Below are 17,390 nucleotides of genomic sequence, written 5' to 3' on the forward strand. Positions count from 1 at the left end.
CCGTCGGTAACGAGGAGACAGACATGACCGCGGTTTTTGCACGCCCCGATTTTCACACGGCGCTGTCGCGCCTCAAGGACAGGCATCTGCTGCGCGACCTCGCCTATTGCGATGGCCGCTGGTCTGCGGGCACCGACGGCAGAAGCTTCGAGGTTACCGATCCCGCAAGCGGCGCAACCGTCGCCTGGGTGGCGAGCCTTGGCGCTGAAGAGACCACGGCGGCCATCGATTCCGCTGCCCGCGCCATGCCCGCCTGGCGGGCGATGCTGCCGCAGGAGCGGGCCCGGATTCTTCGCAAATGGCACGACCTGATGCTGGAAGCCAAGGACGATCTGGCTCTGATCATGACGCTGGAGCAAGGCAAGCCGCTGTCGGAATCGCTCGGCGAAATCGACTATGCCGCCTCCTTCGTCGAATGGTATGCCGAAGAGGGCAAGCGGCTGAATGCCGAAAACGTCACCAGCCATCTGCCGGGCGCCGAGATGATCGTTCGCCGCGAAGCGCTTGGGGTGACCGGCATCGTCACGCCCTGGAATTTTCCGTCCGCGATGATCACCCGGAAGGCGGCCGCCGCCCTTGCTGCCGGCTGTACCGTCGTTGCTCACCCGTCTTCGGAAACGCCGCTCTCTGCGCTGGCTCTTGCCGAACTCGGCGAGCGTGCCGGGCTTCCCGCCGGGGTCTTCAATGTCGTGACCGGCGATGCTGCGACCATCGTCGGCCGCCTTTGCGAAGACGAGCGCATCCGGGCAATCAGCTTTACCGGCTCGACAGGTATCGGCAAGTTGATCGCAGGCCAATGCGCACTGACCATGAAGCGACTCGTCATGGAGCTCGGCGGCCACGCACCTCTCATCATCTTCGACGATGCCGATATCGCGCAGGCGGTGAAGATCGCCATCGACGCGAAGTTTGCGACATCCGGCCAGGACTGCCTCGCCGCCAACCGCATCTTCGTGCATCGCTCGATCGCTGCGCAGTTTGAAGCGGCATTTGCCACACGCATCCGCGAATTGAAGGTCGGAGACGGCCTGTCCACGGGCGCCGAAATCGGCCCGCTGATGCACGAGCGGGCTATCGCCAAGGTCGAGGAGCAGGTCGAGGATGCGCTGAAGCGCGGCGCCAAACTCATCACCGGCGGCAAGCGGCACAAGGCGGGCAAACTGTTCTTCGAACCGACGCTGCTGTCGGATATCCCGGCCGACGCGCTGATCATGCGCGAGGAAACCTTCGGCCCGGTCGCGGGCATCACCGTCTTCGATACCGAAGAGGAGGTCGTCGCCAAAGCCAACGACACCGAATACGGCCTCGTCGCCTATGTCGTTACCGCCAATGGCGCGCGGCAGATGCGGCTCGGCCGCGCACTGGAATACGGCATGGTCGCCATCAACAGGGTGAAGATCACGGGCGGCCCGATCCCCTTCGGCGGCTGGAAGCAATCCGGCCTCGGCCGCGAAGGATCGCGCTACGGCATCGAGGCCTTCACCGAGCTCAAATATCTCTGCATCGACACCGCCGCCTGACGCGGCACTTACACTCACGACATCAAGGACATCTGCCATGCTCGACAGAAGCAACGAACTCAACGCCTGGGACCGCGACCACTTCTTCCATCCCTCGACGCATATGGGCATGCACGCCCGCGGCGAGACACCGACCCGCGTCATCTCTTCGGGGGAAGGCGCCTACATCACCGATACCAACGGCCGCACCAGCCTGGATGCCTTTGCCGGTCTCTATTGCGTCAATGTTGGCTACGGCCGTCAGAAGATCGCCGACGCGATCGCCAATCAGGCGAAGAACCTCGCCTACTACCATTCTTATGTCGGTCACGGCACGGAAGCCTCGATCACGCTATCGAAGATGATCATCGACCGGGCACCCGAAGGCATGAGCCGCGTCTATTTCGGCCTCTCCGGCTCGGATGCGAACGAGACCAACATCAAGCTGATCTGGTACTACAACAACATTCTCGGCCGCCCGGAAAAGAAGAAGATCATCTCGCGTTGGCGCGGCTATCACGGCTCCGGCGTCATGACCGGCTCGCTGACCGGGCTTGAGCTCTTCCACAAGGCCTTCGACCTGCCACGGGCGCCGGTCCTGCACACCGAGGCACCCTATTATTTCCGCCGCCCGGACCGCTCGATGGACGAGGAGCAGTTCTCGCAATATTGCGCCGACAAGCTGGAAGAGATGATCCTGGCCGAAGGCCCGGATACCGTCGCCGCCTTCATCGGCGAGCCGATCCTCGGCACCGGTGGCATCGTGCCGCCGCCGAAGGGGTACTGGCAGAAGATCCAGGCCGTGCTCGACAAGTATGACGTCATGCTGGTGGCCGACGAAGTGGTCACCGGCTTCGGCCGCCTCGGCACCATGTTCGGCTCAGATCACTACAGCATGAAGCCCGGCCTAATCACCATCGCCAAGGGCCTGACCTCGGCCTATGCGCCGCTCTCGGGCACCATCGTCTCCGACAAGGTCTGGCAGGTGCTGGTTCAGGGTTCTGATCAGATGGGCGCGATCGGCCACGGCTGGACCTATGCGGCGCACCCCATCTGCGCGGCAGCCGGCATTGCCAATCTCGAACTGATCGACGAGCTCGATCTTGTCAAGAATGCCGGCGAGACCGGCGCCTATTTCCGCAGCGAGCTTGCCAAGGCTGTCGGCTCCCACAAGCATGTCGGCGAAGTGCGCGGCGACGGCCTCATGGCGGCGATCGAATTTGTCGAGGACAAGGACGACCGCAAATTCTTCGACGTTTCCCGCAAGATCGGCCCGCAGATCTCTGCTGCCCTTCTCGAGCGCGGCGTCATCGGCCGGGCCATGCCGCAGGGTGATATCCTCGGCTTTGCGCCGCCGCTCTGCCTCACCCGCGAAGAGGCCGACATCGTTGTCAAGGCGGCCGCCGGCGCCATCGATACGGTGTTCAAGTCGATTTGATAGATCAGGGAGCCCGCAATAGCGGGCTCCCCTCCCCGGTTGCGGAACCAATTGTTTGCTCGCCAGTTTGCCTTGTGCACAAGGAGCAAAACCATGCTGACACTTGAAGACCCACTGATGGTCTCCGCCGAGCGCGTCGCTCATTGCCGTGGAGAGGTCGAACTCGACATCGTCGATATCATCGACAGGTTCGAGGCGGTCGGCTTTTCCCGCAAGGAAGTGCTGGTGGCGCTCAGCGAAATTCTGACGGAGCAATTCGCCGGCCTGCCGGATCTGCCGCGCTTCCATTAAGGCGCTGGCGGCAACCGCGGTCAGGCTGTAGAAAGCAGCAATGGACAGCCGCTTTCTGATCACGGGCGCCGATGACGCCGGAACCACCATTCTTCTCGCCCATGGCGCGGGCGCTCCCAGGGATTCCAAATCGATGAATGCTGTATCCGAAGCACTCGCCGACGCAGGTTTCCGCGTCGCCCGCTTCGAATTCGGCTATATGTCCGCCCGCCGGACATCCGGCCAGCGCCGCCCTCCACCGAAGGCCGAGACGTTGCAGTCGGAATATCGTGACGCCGTCGAGGCTCTCAATTGCCAAGGCAGGCTGATCATCGGCGGCAAGTCGATGGGCGGACGGGTCGCCAGCATGGTGGCCGATGACCTTTTCGCGGCCGGTCAGATCGCCGGGCTTGTCTGCCTCGGCTATCCCTTCCATCCTCCGGAGAAACCGGCGCAGCTGCGCACCGCCCATCTGGAAGGATTGCGTACGCGAACCTTGATTGTGCAGGGTACACGCGATGAATTCGGCACCCGGCCCGAGGTCGAGGGCTATAGGCTTTCGGCAGCGATCCGGATCCTGTGGCTGGAAGACGGCGACCATGACCTGGTCCCGCGCAAGAAGATTTCCGGCTTCGCGGCGTCCGACCATCTGAAGACAACAGGCACAGAAGTCGCAGCCTGGGCTGCAACGCTGACATAGAGCCGAAAAAGAAAAAGGTGCTCTACCCTTTCGGGGAGCACCTTTTCTTTATTGCCCGGACGGCAAACGCTTGGCTGACCAGAGGTCGGCTTCGCAGGCCATCGATACGGGTGGTGAGCGCTAGTTAGCTTCACGCCCCCGCGATTTCAAGGGTCCTGCCAGCATTTTCTGCAATTTTTTGATCAGCGTTCCCACGACGCTTAAAGGACACCCGCCTCCCATCAGGGCTGGGAGGCGGGCGTACTAGAAAGCCGGTACGCAATACTTGAACCGGCTCGTGTGGCCACGGCCGGAGAATGCCCTGAAACGGGGCGTATTCAAGCGAATGCTGATGTGGTGGTTACGGGGTAAGCTTAACGAGGCTGGGGAGAAGCCTTCGCCAAGCGCCTTATGAGATTTGGCGCGATATGACATGGTCTGTCTGACTCACGCGGCGTAAGTCAAAACGGCGGCAGCTATAACGATCATTGTTACGCTGACCAGACCTATCAGACCGTAATTTGGTGCAGCGTTCATGCTGTCCCTCCTGTTTGATAGTGGGACAGATTTTCCTATAAGGTGTGCCACTTGGTAAAGAACGCAAAACGAGCATCATATTTCATGGTATAGGCGCCGTTAACGGCTGTATTCAGTCAGTTTTTCAACCTGTTCGACGCCCATTTTGCATCAGATGTCGAGCAGCAGATCGCCACCTTCTGCAGGCACCGAACAGCAGATCAACGCCTCGCCGCCTTCGACTGGATAGCTGGGCTCCGAGACGTAGCTGACGGCGCCCTTGACGATGCGCGTTCTGCAGTCGCCGCAGTTCCCGGCACGGCAGCCATATGCCGGGGAAAGCCCGCGTGCTTCGGCAAATTCAAGCAGTGAACCGTCACCCGGCTTCCATCGCGCTTCCTTGGCAGACTTCGTGAAGATTACCTTCGCAGGCGTTGTCGCAGCAGGAACCGACGGCGGTGTGGTGGGTTGTCCTGCCAAGGTATCGCGCTTCAGCGCCGAGGGACCGAAGGCTTCGGCATGGATGCGCTCTTCCGCGATGTTCAATCCACGCAAACCATCATGAATCGATTGCATGAAGGCGCCGGGGCCGCAGAGATAGAAGTCATAGTCGCCGAATGGCAGATGCGCCTTCAGGAGATCCATGTCGATGCGGCCCGCCGCATCGTAATTTCCCGCATCTTCGGCAGCGGGGGAACTCAGCACCCGGATATCGTGGACCGAGCCATTTGCACGCTCGACCAGCCCGGCAATTTCCTGATCGAAGGCGCGCTCGCCCAATGTGCGTGACGACCGGAACAGCCAGATCGGCCGGCGGTGACGTGTGCGGTCGCCTTCATGAACCACATGGCGCAGCATCGCGAGTATGGGCGTGATACCGATACCGGCGGCCAGCAGAACCGCGGGCCGCCTGCGCTCCATCGCCTCGATGGTGAAGGCGCCGCCAGGCGCCCGTGCCTCGATCTCATCGCCCGGCTGCATCCGGTGCAGCAGGTTCGATGCCTTGCCCTCCCGCTTGACGCTCAGCCGGTAGTGGCCGTCCGATGGCGCGCTCGAGATCGTATAGCTCCGGCGGATCTGCTGATCGTCGTCTGCGATGCGGATCGGCAGGTGCTGACCCGCAAGATGCGGGATGAGCGCCTCGCCATCGACGGGCGCCAATGTCAGCGAACGGATCGTCTCGCTCTCATCGACTGCTTTCTCGATGCGGAAACGCCGCCAGTTGTTGGCCCTTTCGGCGGCCTGCAGGCGGCGTTCCGCCTGCGCCCAGCTGCCGGTCATCAGGCTGCTCGGAGAGAAGCCGTTTTCGGCAAAGGTCCAGCGAAGCGGCAAGGCCTCCGGCCGCAGCACGATCTTCTCCGGTGTGAAGCGCCAGAGGCGCTCGGCACCATCGAACGCTGCGATCTCCGGCGAATCCAGGATGACCTCGACCGCTCCCGTCAACTGCAGCATGCCGCCGCTTTCGTGATCGACGAACACCAGCCCTGCCCGCGGGTTGACCATGAAATTGCCGAGCGTGCTGAAGAACAGGTTGCCGTTGAAATCCGGCACGGTCAGGCTGCCATCGGCATTGATGCGAACGAAGCCCGGCTTGCCGCCGCGGTGGGAAACGTCCACTTCCCGGCCCTCGCCGCGATCGGCATAGGACGCGACGAAGAAAGTATCGGCTTCCTCAATGATCTTCCGTGCCTCGCCTTCCAGCCGGTCCGAGACGATTGCCGCGGGAGTGGAGCTTGCAGCCGGATCACGGATGAACGCAAATTGGCGGTTCTGGATATAGCGCGGGCAGTTGCCGAAGCTCTGGCCAACGGTGACGGAAAAGCGGTCATCGGCGCTGCGGCTGACCGTACCGTTCAGCCGGTTTCTGCGGCGGGTGATCAGATCGACACCAACCATGCCGATCGGATCGCCGTCCTTCATGCCGCGCTCGGCCGGATCATTCCAGTCACGCGCCGCCTCGACATCGAGCGTCAGCGGGTCCGGAGAATGCAGGAAACCAGGCTGCCCGGCGCGGATCGTCGCCCAAGGGGCGCGATCCGGATCGACCGCGCCGATGACGATGAACGGCAGCAGCGGGTAGAACTCGCGGTGCTGGTCCAGCAGATAGGTGCGCAGCACCTTGCGGCCGACGGGATCCATCTGCTCGGCCATCCCGACGCTGCGCTGCAACTCGAGTTCGCCTTCATGCCAGGGCGAAGCTGGTGTTTCGGCACGATCAAGCATGGGAGCCTCCAATGGAGAAGCGGCCGGATGTCTCCGGCCGCGGTTTGCCGCTAGGCGGCAAGGCCAGCTGCTGTCTTCTGGAACGGTACGAAGCCCGGAAGCGCCTCGATCCGTGCCAGCCAGTGGCGAACCTCGGGATAGGCGGCGAGATCGACGTTCCCTTCAGGCGCGTTGACGATGTAGCTGTAAAGCGAGACGTCGGCGATCGTCGGCCGGTCGCCGATGATGAAACGATGCGTCTCAAGCTCGGCATTGATCAGCGTCAGAATGCGGTGGGCGCGGGCAATCACTTCCTCGGCGCGGAAATTGGCACCGAAGACGGTGATCAGGCGCGCCGCTGCTGGGCCGTAGGCGATTTCGCCTGCAGCCACCGACAGCCACTTCTGTACCTTCGCCGCCGTTGCAGCATCATCCGGCAGCCAATCCTTGCGGCCAAGTTTCGTGGCGACATAAACGAGGATGGCGTTGGAATCGCTGACCGCCACGTCGCCATCTTCCAGAACCGGCACCTGGCCGAACGGATTGAGCTTTAGATAGTCAGGCGACTTATGCGCGCCGCCGGGGATGTCGACCTCGACAAGCTCGGCCTTGACGCCGAGCAGCGAGAGAAACAGCACGGCGCGGTGGGCGTGGCCGGAGAGCGGGAAATGGTGGAGTTTCATGGGGGTACCTTTCGCAGCGGGTTGAAATCCGTTGGTCCGAAGACCTGCGAAGAAACCTAGTTATTTCCGCTTTTCTGTAGTAGATAGCGATCTTGATAGTTATCCTCTCGTTTTTCGGAAGGTCAGATGGATCGTCTTGATGCGATGAGCGTGCTTTTGGCGGTGGTCGAGAACGGCAGCCTGTCGGCGGCCTCGCGCGCCCTGCACTCGCCTCTACCGACTGTCAGCCGCAAGATATCGGAGCTGGAGGCCCATCTCGGCATCCGGCTGATCAAGCGCACCAACCGCCGCATTTCGCTGACCGAAGCAGGCGAAGGCTATGTAAGTGCGGCGCGCGAAATCCTCGGACGCGTCGAGGAGGCGGAACGGCGGGCCACCGGCGAATATCTGGCGCCCAAGGGCGACCTGACGATGACAGCGCCGATCGTCTTCGGACGGCTGCACGTCCTGCCTGTCATCACCGATTTCCTGAAAGCCTTCCCTGACATCAACATGCGGCTGGTGATGAGCGACCGGCCGGTCAGCCTGGCCGACGAGCATATCGACGTGGCGCTGCGCATCCGCCATCTCTCGGAAAACAACCTGATTGCGACCCGGCTCGGCACCGTCAGGCGAACGGCCTATGCCAGCCCGGATTATCTGCGGCGGCGCGGCACGCCCCTTGATCCGCAGCAGCTTGCCGATCACGCCTGCATTTCCTTCGAAGGGGTCACGCCGGCGCAGTTCTGGGTCTTTCGCCAGGATGGTCAGGATGTGTCCACGCCGATCCATCCCCGTCTTTCCGTCAACACCGCCGAAGCTGCAGTCGATGCTGCGGTCTCCGGTCTCGGCATCACCCGCACGCTCTCCTACCAGGCAAAACGCGCCGTCGAGGACGGGCGGTTGGTGCCGCTACTGGAAGAATTCGAACAGCCACCCTCCCCCGTCAGTCTCGTGCATCTGTCACAGGGAGTTCTGCCGCTGAAACTCCGGGCCTTTCTCGACTTTGCCGCGCCGCGGCTACGCGCTGTCTTGCGATAGACGCCGAAACGGCGTTCACCTTGGCGCCATCACCCGCTATACCGGTCTTTTCGCCACGCCATACCGGATGATCCCATGACCAGCACCGTTCTCGACCGCTTCCTGCGCTACGCCGTCATCGATACCCAGTCGGACCCGGCATCGAAGAGCCAGCCCTCGACCGAGAAGCAAAAGAATCTCGGCCGGGTGCTCGTCGAGGAGCTGCTGGAAATCGGCCTTGCAGACGCGCATCTCGACGAGCACGGCTATGTCTACGCGACCGTTCCCGCAAACACCGCCAAGACCGTTCCGGTGATCTGCTTTTGCTCGCATATGGACACGGCGCCCGATTTTACCGGCACCAACGTTAAGCCGCAGATCGTCAAAAACTATCAGGGCGGCGATATCAGGCTGACGGGCGATCCGCAGCAGGTGATCCGTGTTGCCGACCATCCCGAACTGAAGAACCAGATCGGAAACGACATCATCACCACCGACGGAACGACGCTGCTGGGGGCCGACGACAAGGCAGGGCTCGCCGAAATCATGACGGCGGCGAAATTCCTGATCGATAATCCCGATATCAAGCACGGGACGATCAAACTGCTGCTTACACCAGACGAGGAAATCGGCCGCGGCGTCGACAAGGCGGATCTCAAGAAGCTTGGCGCCGAGTTCGCCTACACGGTCGACGGCTCGACGGCCGGCGAAATCGAGGACGAGACCTTTTCCGCCGACGGCGTCGAGATCGTCATCCAGGGCGTCGCCATGCATCCGGGCTTTGCCAAGGGCAAGATGGAGAACGCCATCAAGATCGCCGGCGCTATCATCGCCCGGCTGCCGAAGGAGATCGCACCGGAAACGACCTCAGGGCGCGACGGCTTCATTCACCCGACCGGCGTCAGCGGCTCGATGGAGAAGGCCGAGCTCGGCTTCATCATCCGCGACTTCGTCGACGACGGCCTTGCCGCCAAGGAAGCCCTGCTTGAGGACATCGTCAAGGATGTCATGCAGGCCTATCCCGGCTCCTCCTACACCTTCACCGTCAAGCACCAGTACCGCAACATGAAGGCCGTGCTCGACCGCAATCCGGAGATCGTCGAACACGCGATCGAGGCGATCAGGCGTGCAGGCATGACCCCGGTCCGCGGCAGCATCCGCGGCGGGACGGATGGCTCGCGGCTCTCCTTCATGGGCCTTCCGACCGCCAATATCTTCGACGGCGGACACGCATTCCACTCGCCGCTGGAGTGGGTCAGCCTGCAGGATATGGAAAAAGCCGTGGCAACGATCGTCGAAATCGCCAGGATCTGGGAAGAGCGCGCTTGAGCCATTGCATTCGCCAGCAAAGCGAAAGTGCGGTTTTCAGCCATTGCACAGCTGAGCAATGATTTGCGCCTGATCTTCCGTTTTTGGATGCCTGAAACATTCGTTTGACATTCGCTTCGTCTTCACTTCTAGTCTGCGTGGTTTCGGTTTGCCGGGGAGGGTAACCGAGACAAAAGGCACACGGGAGGGGAATGTGGGCCAGGCACTTCACGACCTATTCGTGATCGGCGGCGGGATCAACGGCTGCGGGATCGCCCGGGATGCGGCTGGACGCGGCTATTCGGTGGCGCTGGCCGAGATGAACGACTTCGCCTCCGGCACGTCGTCGGGTGCCACCAAGCTCATCCATGGCGGTCTGCGCTATCTCGAGCATTACGAATTCCGGCTGGTGCGTGAATCGCTGATGGAGCGCGAAGTGCTCTGGGCGATGGCGCCGCACATCATCTGGCCGATGCGCTTCGTGCTGCCCTATCACAAGGGCGGCATCCGGCCAGCCTGGCTGATCCGTCTCGGGCTGTTTCTCTATGATCATCTCGGTGGCCGCAAGCTTCTGCCGCCGACGGCAACGCTCGACATGCGAACCGATCCGGCCGGCAAGCCGCTGAAGGCGCTGTTTGCGAAAGCCTTCGAATATTCCGACGGCTGGGTCGACGATGCCCGCATGGTGGTGCTGAATGCCCGGGATGCCAGCGATCGCGGCGCGCTGATCATGCCGCGCACCAAGGTCGTCTCCGCACGGCGCGAGAACGGCCTCTGGACCATCGAGACGGTGGATACGCTGTCGGGGCGCAGTTCGACGCATCAGGCCCGCATGCTGGTCAATGCCGCCGGTCCCTGGGTCGACCATGTGATACGAGCCGCCTTCGGCGAGAACGAGGCACGGCATGTCCGCCTCGTCCAGGGCAGCCATATCATCGTCCGGAAGAAGTTCGAGGGTCAGAAGGCCTATTTCTTCCAGAACCCCGACAACCGCATCATCTTCGCCATTCCCTATGAGACCGACTTCACGCTGATCGGCACCACCGACCGCGATTACACCGGCGACCCCAAGGATGTCAGGATATCGGAAGAAGAGACCAGCTATCTCTGCAACGCGGCCTCCGAGTATTTCAAGGAGCCGGTGAAGCCCGAGGATATCGTCTGGACCTATTCGGCGGTTCGCCCGCTGTTCGACGATGGTGCCTCCAAGGCGCAGGAAGCGACGCGCGATTATGTGCTGAAGCTCGAGGGGAAAGACGGCAGCGAATCGAACAATGCGCCGCTGCTCAATGTCTTCGGCGGCAAGCTCACCACCTACCGGCGGCTGTCGGAACATGCGCTGGAGAAGATCGGCGAGGCGATCGGTATCAAGGGTAGTCCGTGGACGGCGAAGAGCCATCTGCCCGGCGGGGATTTTCCGGTGCAGGGATATGAGGCGGAGGTTGGCAAGCTGAAGGCTGCCTATCCGTTCCTCGCCGACAGCCATGCCCGAAGGCTGACGCGCCGCTATGGCACCAAAGCCAATGTGCTGCTCGGCAAGGCCGCATCCATGGCCGATCTCGGCAGGCATTTCGGGTCGGATCTCTACGAGGCCGAGGTGCGCTATCTCATGCAGAACGAATGGGCCTTCACCGCTGAGGATGTCCTCTGGCGGAGGACGAAGGCCGGATTGCACATGACGACGGAACAAATGCAGACACTGGAGGAGTACATCGCCGCCCTGCCCGCGCAAATGGCCGGATAGAGCGGCATGTGGTCCCCGTCTTGAGGAGGCACGGGAGCCGGAATGCTGGAACTGCGCAATGCCGCAAAGATGGTCGGCGGTGAGTATCACATTCACCCGACCAACCTGACTTTCGAACGGGGAACGCTGAACGTCCTGCTGGGGCCGACACTGTCAGGCAAGACGTCGCTGATGCGCCTGATGGCCGGCCTCGACAAGCCGACCAGCGGTTCCGTCTATTTCGACGGCGCCGACGTCACCGGCATGCCGGTGCAGAAGCGCCAGGTGGCGATGGTCTACCAGCAGTTCATCAATTACCCGGCGCTCTCGGTCTATGAGAACATCGCCTCGCCGATGCGCATTGCAGGTCACGACGCAAAGACCATCGACGCCGAGGTGCGCAAGGCGGCCGAGCTGATGAAGCTGACGCCCTATCTCGATCGCACGCCGCTCAATCTCTCCGGTGGTCAGCAGCAGCGCACGGCCCTTGCCCGCGCCCTCGTCAAGAACGCCAGCCTGGTGCTGCTCGACGAGCCGCTCGCCAACCTGGACTACAAGCTGCGCGAAGAGTTGCGTGAGGAACTGCCGCGCATCTTCGCCGCCTCGGGCGCGATCTTCGTCTATGCTACGACGGAGCCCTCTGAAGCGCTGCTTCTCGGCGGCAACACGGTTACCCTCAGCGAAGGCCGCGTCACCCAGTTCGGCAAGACAATCGAGGTCTATCGCCGCCCGGCAGATCTGATCACCGCCAAGACCTTCGCCGACCCGCCGCTGAACTTCATCGAGGTCACCAAGCGCGGGGCAAGCTTCCAGCATGCAAGCGGCGCGGAAATACCCGTGCCGCAGCATCTCGCCGGCATGGCAGATGGCGTCGTGACCATCGCCTTCCACCCGCATCATCTGGCGCTTTCGCAGCAGACGGCCGCCTCGCCGAAGCTCACGGCGCGCACGCTGATATCGGAGATCACCGGGTCGGAGAGCTTCGTCCATCTGGACTTCAACGGCGTGCGCTGGGTGATGCTGGCGCATGGTATTCACGACATCGACCCGGACACGGAGGTCGCCGTCTTTCTCGATACCCGCCATCTCATGGCCTTCGGGCCGGATGGCCGGGCGATCTCAACCGGCAACCACGCGGCTTAGGAGGCTCACATGGCACGCATCACGCTCGACCATATCCGCCACGCCTATGGGCCGGATCCGAAATCCGACAAGGATTACGCGCTGAAGGAAGTCGATCACGAATGGACCGATGCCGGCGCCTATGCGCTGCTCGGCCCTTCCGGCTGCGGAAAGACCACGCTTCTCAACATCATATCCGGGCTTCTTCAGCCATCGCATGGACGCATCCTGTTCGATGGCAAGGATGTCACCAACCTGTCGACACAGGCGCGCAACATCGCCCAGGTCTTCCAGTTCCCGGTCATCTACGACACGATGACCGTCTACGACAATCTGGCCTTCCCGCTGCGCAATCGCGGCGTCGCCGAGCCCGAAGTCGACAGGCGCGTCCGGGAAATCCTCGAGATGATCGATCTCTCGGACTGGGCGAAGCGCAAGGCGCAGCGTATGACCGCCGACCAGAAGCAGAAGATTTCGCTCGGCCGCGGCCTTGTTCGCAACGACGTCAACGCCATCCTGTTCGACGAGCCGCTGACCGTCATCGATCCGCATATGAAATGGGTGCTGCGCTCGCAGCTGAAACGGCTGCACAAGCAGTTCGGCTTCACCATGGTCTATGTCACGCACGACCAGACCGAGGCGCTGACCTTCGCGGAAAAAGTCGTCGTCATGTATGAAGGCGAGATCGTCCAGATCGGCACGCCCGCTGAACTGTTCGAACGGCCGAGCCACACCTTCGTCGGCTATTTCATCGGCTCGCCGGGCATGAACGTCATGCCGGCCAAGGTGTCCGGAAACGCGGTCAGCGTCGGCGAACAGACCATCAATCTCGACTATGCGCCACGCACTGACGGGGCATCGAAGGTGGAGCTCGGCATCCGCCCGGAATTCGTCAGGCTTGGCCGCGAGGGCATGCCGGTCACGATCTCGAAGGTCGAGGATATCGGCCGTCAGAAGATCGTCCGCGCCCGCTTCGCCGGGCAGCCGCTGGCGATCGTCGTGCCCGAAGATGGGGAAATTCCGGAGGATGCCCGGGTCAATTTCGACCCCGCGGCCATCAGCATCTACGCCAATTCCTGGCGCGTCGGCAGGGAGGCCTGATCCATGGAAAAGACCTGGAACAACAAAGCCTGGTTTCTCGTCCTGCCGGTGCTGGTGCTCGTCGCCTTTTCGGCCGTCATCCCGCTGATGACCGTCGTCAACTATTCGGTTCAGGACACGTTCGGCAACAACGAGTTCTTCTGGGCCGGAACCGACTGGTTCGTGCAGACGCTGGAATCGGATCGGTTTTGGGCGGCGCTGCAGCGCAACCTCGCCTTCTCGCTGATCATTCTGGCGATCGAAATCCCGCTCGGCATTTTCATCGCGCTGAACATGCCGAAGAAGGGGCTCGGCGTCCCGGTCTGCCTGGTGCTGATGTCACTGCCGCTACTCATTCCGTGGAACGTCGTCGGCACCATCTGGCAGGTCTTCGGCCGCGTCGATATCGGGTTGCTCGGCCATACGCTGGAGGCGATCGGGCTCGATTACAATTACGTCCGCGACCCCGCCGATGCCTGGATCACCGTCATCGTCATGGATGTCTGGCACTGGACGAGCCTCGTCGTGCTGCTCTGCTATGCCGGTCTCGTCTCGATCCCGGACGCCTATTATCAGGCGGCGAAGATCGATGGCGCGTCGCGCTGGTCCGTCTTCCGCTACATCCAGCTGCCGAAGATGAAGCGCGTGCTTCTGATCGCCGTGCTGCTGCGCTTCATGGACAGCTTCATGATCTATACCGAGCCCTTTGTCGTGACAGGCGGCGGGCCGGGTAATTCGACGACGTTCCTGTCGATCGACCTCGTGAAGACGGCGGTCGGTCAGTTCGACCTCGGCCCGGCCGCGGCCATGTCGATCATCTACTTCCTGATCATCCTGCTGCTGTCATGGATCTTCTACACCGTGATGACCAGCAGCGACGAAAACGCCTGAGAAAGGAGAGGACCATGGCTCAGACAATGAAATACAAGCCCGCCGGAAACTTCTCCTGGGTGGTTTCGACGCTCTATATCGTCTTCCTGCTCCTGCCGATCTACTGGCTCGTCAACATGAGCTTCAAGGAGAACTCGGAGATCACCGGGGCCTTCTCGCTATGGCCGCAGAACCCGACGCTCGCGAATTACACGGTCATCTTCACAGATCCGTCCTGGTATAACGGCTATATCAACTCGATCATCTATGTCGCCATGAACACGGTGATTTCGGTTCTGGCGGCACTGCCTGCGGCCTACGCCTTCTCGCGCTACCGGTTCCTCGGCGACAAGCACCTGTTCTTCTGGCTCTTGACCAACCGCATGGCACCGCCCGCCGTTTTCGCCCTGCCCTTCTTCCAGCTCTATTCGGCCTTCGGGCTGATCGACACCCATATCGCCGTGGCGCTGGCGCATTGCCTGTTCAACGTGCCGCTGGCGGTCTGGATCCTCGAAGGCTTCATGTCCGGCGTGCCGAAGGAAATCGACGAGACGGCCTATATCGACGGCTATTCCTTCCCACGCTTCTTCGTGAAGATCTTCATGCCGCTGATCGCCAGCGGCGTGGGCGTCGCGGCCTTCTTCTGCTTCATGTTCTCGTGGGTGGAGTTGTTGCTCGCCCGGACGCTGACGACGACGGCGGCAAAGCCGATATCGGCGATCATGACGCGAACGGTCTCGGCGGCCGGCATGGACTGGGGCGTGCTTGCGGCGGCAGGGGTGCTGACCATCGTGCCCGGCGCGCTCGTCATCTATTTCGTTCGAAACTACATCGCCAAGGGCTTTGCCCTGGGCCGCGTCTGAGGAGGAGACGGAAATGAGCTTTTCCTGGATGGCCTGGACACTGCCGACGGCGCTGTTCTTCCTGACGATCCTCGTGCTGCTCGCAGGCATGAGCGTCTGGGAATATTTCGTGCCGGGGGGCTCTCCGCGCACCGGCCTGCTGCGCTTCGAGACGACGCGCGGCGACCGTCTCTTCATCTCGCTGCTGGGGGCGGCGTTCATTCATCTCGCATGGCTGGGCCTTGTCGGACCCGGCCTGTGGTGGGCTCTTGGCATCTCGGTGATCTACGCCATCGGCGTGTTCCGTTACGTGTGATGCCAAGTTTAGACAGATGGCCGGGGGTACTGGCCGCCTGAAACGTGAAGACTGCAATCGCTAACCCTGGGAGGATATTATGCGACGGCATCTATTTGCGACGACAGCAGGCATTTTGCTGGCAATGACAGGCTCTGCCTATGCCGGCATGGACGAGGCGAAAGCCTTTCTCGACAAGGAAATCGGCGATCTCTCGTCGCTTCCGCGTGCGGACCAGGAAAAGGAGATGCAGTGGTTCATCGATGCGGGCAAGCCATTTGCCGGCATGGACATCAAGGTCGTTTCCGAAACGCTGACGACCCACGAATATGAATCGAAGGTCCTGGCGCCCGCCTTCACGGCAATCACCGGCATCAAGATCACCCACGACCTGATCGGCGAAGGCGACGTCGTCGAAAAACTGCAGACGCAGATGCAGTCGGGCGAGAACATCTACGACGCCTATGTCAACGACTCGGACCTGATCGGCACCCATTGGCGCTACCAACAGGCCCGCTCGCTGACCGACTGGATGGCCAACGAAGGCAAGGACGTCACCAATCCCGGCCTCGATATCGACGACTTCATCGGCACCAAGTTCACGACCGCTCCGGACAAGAAGCTCTATCAGCTTCCCGACCAGCAGTTCGCGAACCTCTACTGGTTCCGGTACGACTGGTTCAATGACGAGAAGAACAAGGCCGACTTCAAGGCGAAATACGGCTACGATCTCGGCGTTCCGGTCAACTGGTCGGCCTATGAGGACATCGCCGAATTCTTTACTGGCCGCGACATCGGCGGGAAGAAGGTCTTCGGCCACATGGACTACGGCAAGAAGGACCCGTCGCTCGGCTGGCGCTTCACCGACGCCTGGCTGTCGATGGCCGGCAACGGCGACAAGGGCCTGCCGAACGGTCTTCCTGTCGACGAATGGGGCATCAAGGTCGACGAGAATTCGCGTCCTGTCGGTTCGTGCGTTGCCCGTGGCGGCGACACCAACGGCCCCGCCGCCGTCTATTCGATCCAGAAATATCTGGATTGGTTGAAGGCTTATGCACCGCCGGCAGCACAGGGCATGAACTTCTCCGAATCCGGCCCCGTGCCGGCGCAGGGCGAAGTAGCTCAGCAGATCTTCTGGTACACGGCGTTCACGGCTGACGCCGTCAAGCCGGGTCTGCCCGTGGTCAACGAGGACGGCACGCCGAAATGGCGCATGGCGCCCAGCCCACATGGCGTCTACTGGAAGGACGGCATGAAGCTCGGCTATCAGGACGTCGGTTCCTGGACGCTGATGAAATCGACGCCCGATGACCGCGCCAAGGCCGCATGGCTCTACGCGCAGTTCGTGACGTCGAAGACCGTCGACGTGAAGAAGAGCCATGTCGGCCTGACCTTCATCCGCGAGTCGACCATTCGCGACAAGAGCTTCACGGAGCGCGCTCCCAAGCTCGGCGGTCTGATCGAGTTCTACCGCTCGCCGGCCCGCGTTCAGTGGTCTCCGACCGGTACCAACGTTCCTGACTATCCGAAGCTGGCACAGCTCTGGTGGCAGGCCGTGGGTGATGCTTCTTCCGGTGCCAAGACCGCACAGGAAGCCATGGACTCGCTTTGCTCCGAGCAGGAAAAGGTGCTCCAGCGCCTCGAACGCGCCAGGGTGCAGGGTGATATCGGCCCGAAGCTCGCCGAAGAGCACGATCTTGAGTACTGGAACAAGGATGCCGTCGCCAAGGGCAACCTCGCTCCGCAGCTGAAGATCGAGAACGAGAAGGAAAAGCCGGTGACGGTCAATTACGACGAACTGGTCAAGAGCTGGCAGTCCAACTGATCATGACCAAAGGCAGGCCGGGAGATACGAGGCTCCCGG

At 61.8% G+C, this 17,390-nt stretch carries 15 protein-coding genes; 13 read left to right on the forward strand and 2 right to left on the reverse strand.

Annotated elements, in window-relative coordinates; all coding sequences use genetic code 11:
• Nucleotides 1-23 precede the first annotated feature (23 nt).
• The 4 genes from AC1DNK_RS26080 (at nt 24) to AC1DNK_RS26095 (ending at nt 3,907) form a co-directional block, all read left to right on the forward strand.
• Nucleotides 24-1,520, forward strand: a complete 1,497-nt coding sequence (locus AC1DNK_RS26080; protein WP_477944005.1) for an NAD-dependent succinate-semialdehyde dehydrogenase — start codon at nt 24-26, stop codon at nt 1,518-1,520.
• A gap of 37 nt (nt 1,521-1,557) precedes the next feature.
• Nucleotides 1,558-2,937, forward strand: a complete 1,380-nt coding sequence (locus AC1DNK_RS26085) for an aminotransferase (RefSeq protein ID WP_477944006.1) — start codon at nt 1,558-1,560, stop codon at nt 2,935-2,937.
• 93 nt (nt 2,938-3,030) lie between these two features.
• Complete coding sequence (locus AC1DNK_RS26090) at nt 3,031-3,228, forward strand: hypothetical protein (RefSeq protein ID WP_477944007.1); 198 nt, start codon at nt 3,031-3,033, stop codon at nt 3,226-3,228.
• Between the two features lie 40 nt (nt 3,229-3,268).
• On the forward strand, nt 3,269-3,907 hold the full coding sequence (locus AC1DNK_RS26095) for an alpha/beta hydrolase family protein (protein ID WP_477944008.1): 639 nt from the start codon (nt 3,269-3,271) through the stop codon (nt 3,905-3,907).
• A 666-nt stretch (nt 3,908-4,573) separates the two neighbouring features.
• On the opposite strand, the gene AC1DNK_RS26100 is transcribed toward AC1DNK_RS26095, so the two are convergent.
• Both AC1DNK_RS26100 and AC1DNK_RS26105 read right to left on the reverse strand, forming a co-directional pair.
• The gene (locus tag AC1DNK_RS26100; protein WP_477944009.1) at nt 4,574-6,625 is read right to left on the reverse strand and encodes an FAD-binding oxidoreductase; all 2,052 of its coding nucleotides are present in this window, start codon (nt 6,623-6,625) and stop codon (nt 4,574-4,576) included.
• Between the two features lie 50 nt (nt 6,626-6,675).
• Complete coding sequence (locus AC1DNK_RS26105; RefSeq protein WP_112388228.1) at nt 6,676-7,287, reverse strand: glutathione S-transferase family protein; 612 nt, start codon at nt 7,285-7,287, stop codon at nt 6,676-6,678.
• Nucleotides 7,288-7,413: 126 nt separating this feature from the next.
• On the opposite strand from AC1DNK_RS26105, the gene AC1DNK_RS26110 reads away from it, so the two are divergent.
• The 9 genes from AC1DNK_RS26110 (at nt 7,414) to AC1DNK_RS26150 (ending at nt 17,351) form a co-directional block, all read left to right on the forward strand.
• Complete coding sequence (locus AC1DNK_RS26110; protein WP_112514893.1) at nt 7,414-8,307, forward strand: LysR family transcriptional regulator; 894 nt, start codon at nt 7,414-7,416, stop codon at nt 8,305-8,307.
• Between the two features lie 75 nt (nt 8,308-8,382).
• Complete coding sequence (gene pepT / locus AC1DNK_RS26115) at nt 8,383-9,615, forward strand: peptidase T (protein ID WP_112514892.1); 1,233 nt, start codon at nt 8,383-8,385, stop codon at nt 9,613-9,615.
• Between the two features lie 193 nt (nt 9,616-9,808).
• Nucleotides 9,809-11,338 (forward strand): glycerol-3-phosphate dehydrogenase, encoded by a 1,530-nt coding sequence (gene glpD / locus AC1DNK_RS26120; RefSeq protein WP_477944010.1) that lies wholly within the window; start codon nt 9,809-9,811, stop codon nt 11,336-11,338.
• A 42-nt stretch (nt 11,339-11,380) separates the two neighbouring features.
• Nucleotides 11,381-12,460 (forward strand): ABC transporter ATP-binding protein, encoded by a 1,080-nt coding sequence (locus tag AC1DNK_RS26125; RefSeq protein WP_477944011.1) that lies wholly within the window; start codon nt 11,381-11,383, stop codon nt 12,458-12,460.
• Between the two features lie 9 nt (nt 12,461-12,469).
• Nucleotides 12,470-13,540, forward strand: coding sequence for an ABC transporter ATP-binding protein (locus tag AC1DNK_RS26130; protein WP_477944012.1), 1,071 nt, complete (start codon nt 12,470-12,472; stop codon nt 13,538-13,540).
• A gap of 3 nt (nt 13,541-13,543) precedes the next feature.
• On the forward strand, nt 13,544-14,410 hold the full coding sequence (locus tag AC1DNK_RS26135) for a carbohydrate ABC transporter permease (RefSeq protein ID WP_112514888.1): 867 nt from the start codon (nt 13,544-13,546) through the stop codon (nt 14,408-14,410).
• A gap of 14 nt (nt 14,411-14,424) precedes the next feature.
• Nucleotides 14,425-15,252 carry a carbohydrate ABC transporter permease gene (locus AC1DNK_RS26140; RefSeq protein WP_112514886.1) on the forward strand — a complete coding sequence of 276 codons (828 nt, stop codon included), beginning with the start codon at nt 14,425-14,427 and terminating at the stop codon, nt 15,250-15,252.
• A 13-nt stretch (nt 15,253-15,265) separates the two neighbouring features.
• Nucleotides 15,266-15,547, forward strand: coding sequence for a DUF2160 domain-containing protein (locus tag AC1DNK_RS26145; RefSeq protein WP_112388236.1), 282 nt, complete (start codon nt 15,266-15,268; stop codon nt 15,545-15,547).
• Nucleotides 15,548-15,626: 79 nt separating this feature from the next.
• Nucleotides 15,627-17,351: an ABC transporter substrate-binding protein gene (locus AC1DNK_RS26150; protein ID WP_477944013.1), complete on the forward strand. Its 1,725-nt coding sequence runs from the start codon at nt 15,627-15,629 to the stop codon at nt 17,349-17,351.
• The last annotated feature ends 39 nt before the right edge of the window (nt 17,352-17,390 follow it).

It is taken from the genome of Rhizobium sp. 01N424 (assembly GCF_056399485.1).

Excerpts from the sequence above, each read along its gene's own strand:
- AC1DNK_RS26080 (WP_477944005.1), top strand. The coding sequence starts at position 24 with ATGACCGCGGTTTTTGCACGCCCCGATTTTCACACGGCGCTGTCGCGC.
- AC1DNK_RS26085 (WP_477944006.1), top strand. The coding sequence starts at position 1,558 with ATGCTCGACAGAAGCAACGAACTCAACGCCTGGGACCGCGACCACTTC.
- AC1DNK_RS26090 (WP_477944007.1), top strand. The coding sequence starts at position 3,031 with ATGCTGACACTTGAAGACCCACTGATGGTCTCCGCCGAGCGCGTCGCT.
- AC1DNK_RS26095 (WP_477944008.1), top strand. The coding sequence starts at position 3,269 with ATGGACAGCCGCTTTCTGATCACGGGCGCCGATGACGCCGGAACCACC.
- AC1DNK_RS26100 (WP_477944009.1), bottom strand. The coding sequence starts at position 6,625 with ATGCTTGATCGTGCCGAAACACCAGCTTCGCCCTGGCATGAAGGCGAA.
- AC1DNK_RS26105 (WP_112388228.1), bottom strand. The coding sequence starts at position 7,287 with ATGAAACTCCACCATTTCCCGCTCTCCGGCCACGCCCACCGCGCCGTG.
- AC1DNK_RS26110 (WP_112514893.1), top strand. The coding sequence starts at position 7,414 with ATGGATCGTCTTGATGCGATGAGCGTGCTTTTGGCGGTGGTCGAGAAC.
- pepT (WP_112514892.1), top strand. The coding sequence starts at position 8,383 with ATGACCAGCACCGTTCTCGACCGCTTCCTGCGCTACGCCGTCATCGAT.
- AC1DNK_RS26125 (WP_477944011.1), top strand. The coding sequence starts at position 11,381 with ATGCTGGAACTGCGCAATGCCGCAAAGATGGTCGGCGGTGAGTATCAC.
- AC1DNK_RS26130 (WP_477944012.1), top strand. The coding sequence starts at position 12,470 with ATGGCACGCATCACGCTCGACCATATCCGCCACGCCTATGGGCCGGAT.
- AC1DNK_RS26135 (WP_112514888.1), top strand. The coding sequence starts at position 13,544 with ATGGAAAAGACCTGGAACAACAAAGCCTGGTTTCTCGTCCTGCCGGTG.
- AC1DNK_RS26140 (WP_112514886.1), top strand. The coding sequence starts at position 14,425 with ATGGCTCAGACAATGAAATACAAGCCCGCCGGAAACTTCTCCTGGGTG.
- AC1DNK_RS26145 (WP_112388236.1), top strand. The coding sequence starts at position 15,266 with ATGAGCTTTTCCTGGATGGCCTGGACACTGCCGACGGCGCTGTTCTTC.
- AC1DNK_RS26150 (WP_477944013.1), top strand. The coding sequence starts at position 15,627 with ATGCGACGGCATCTATTTGCGACGACAGCAGGCATTTTGCTGGCAATG.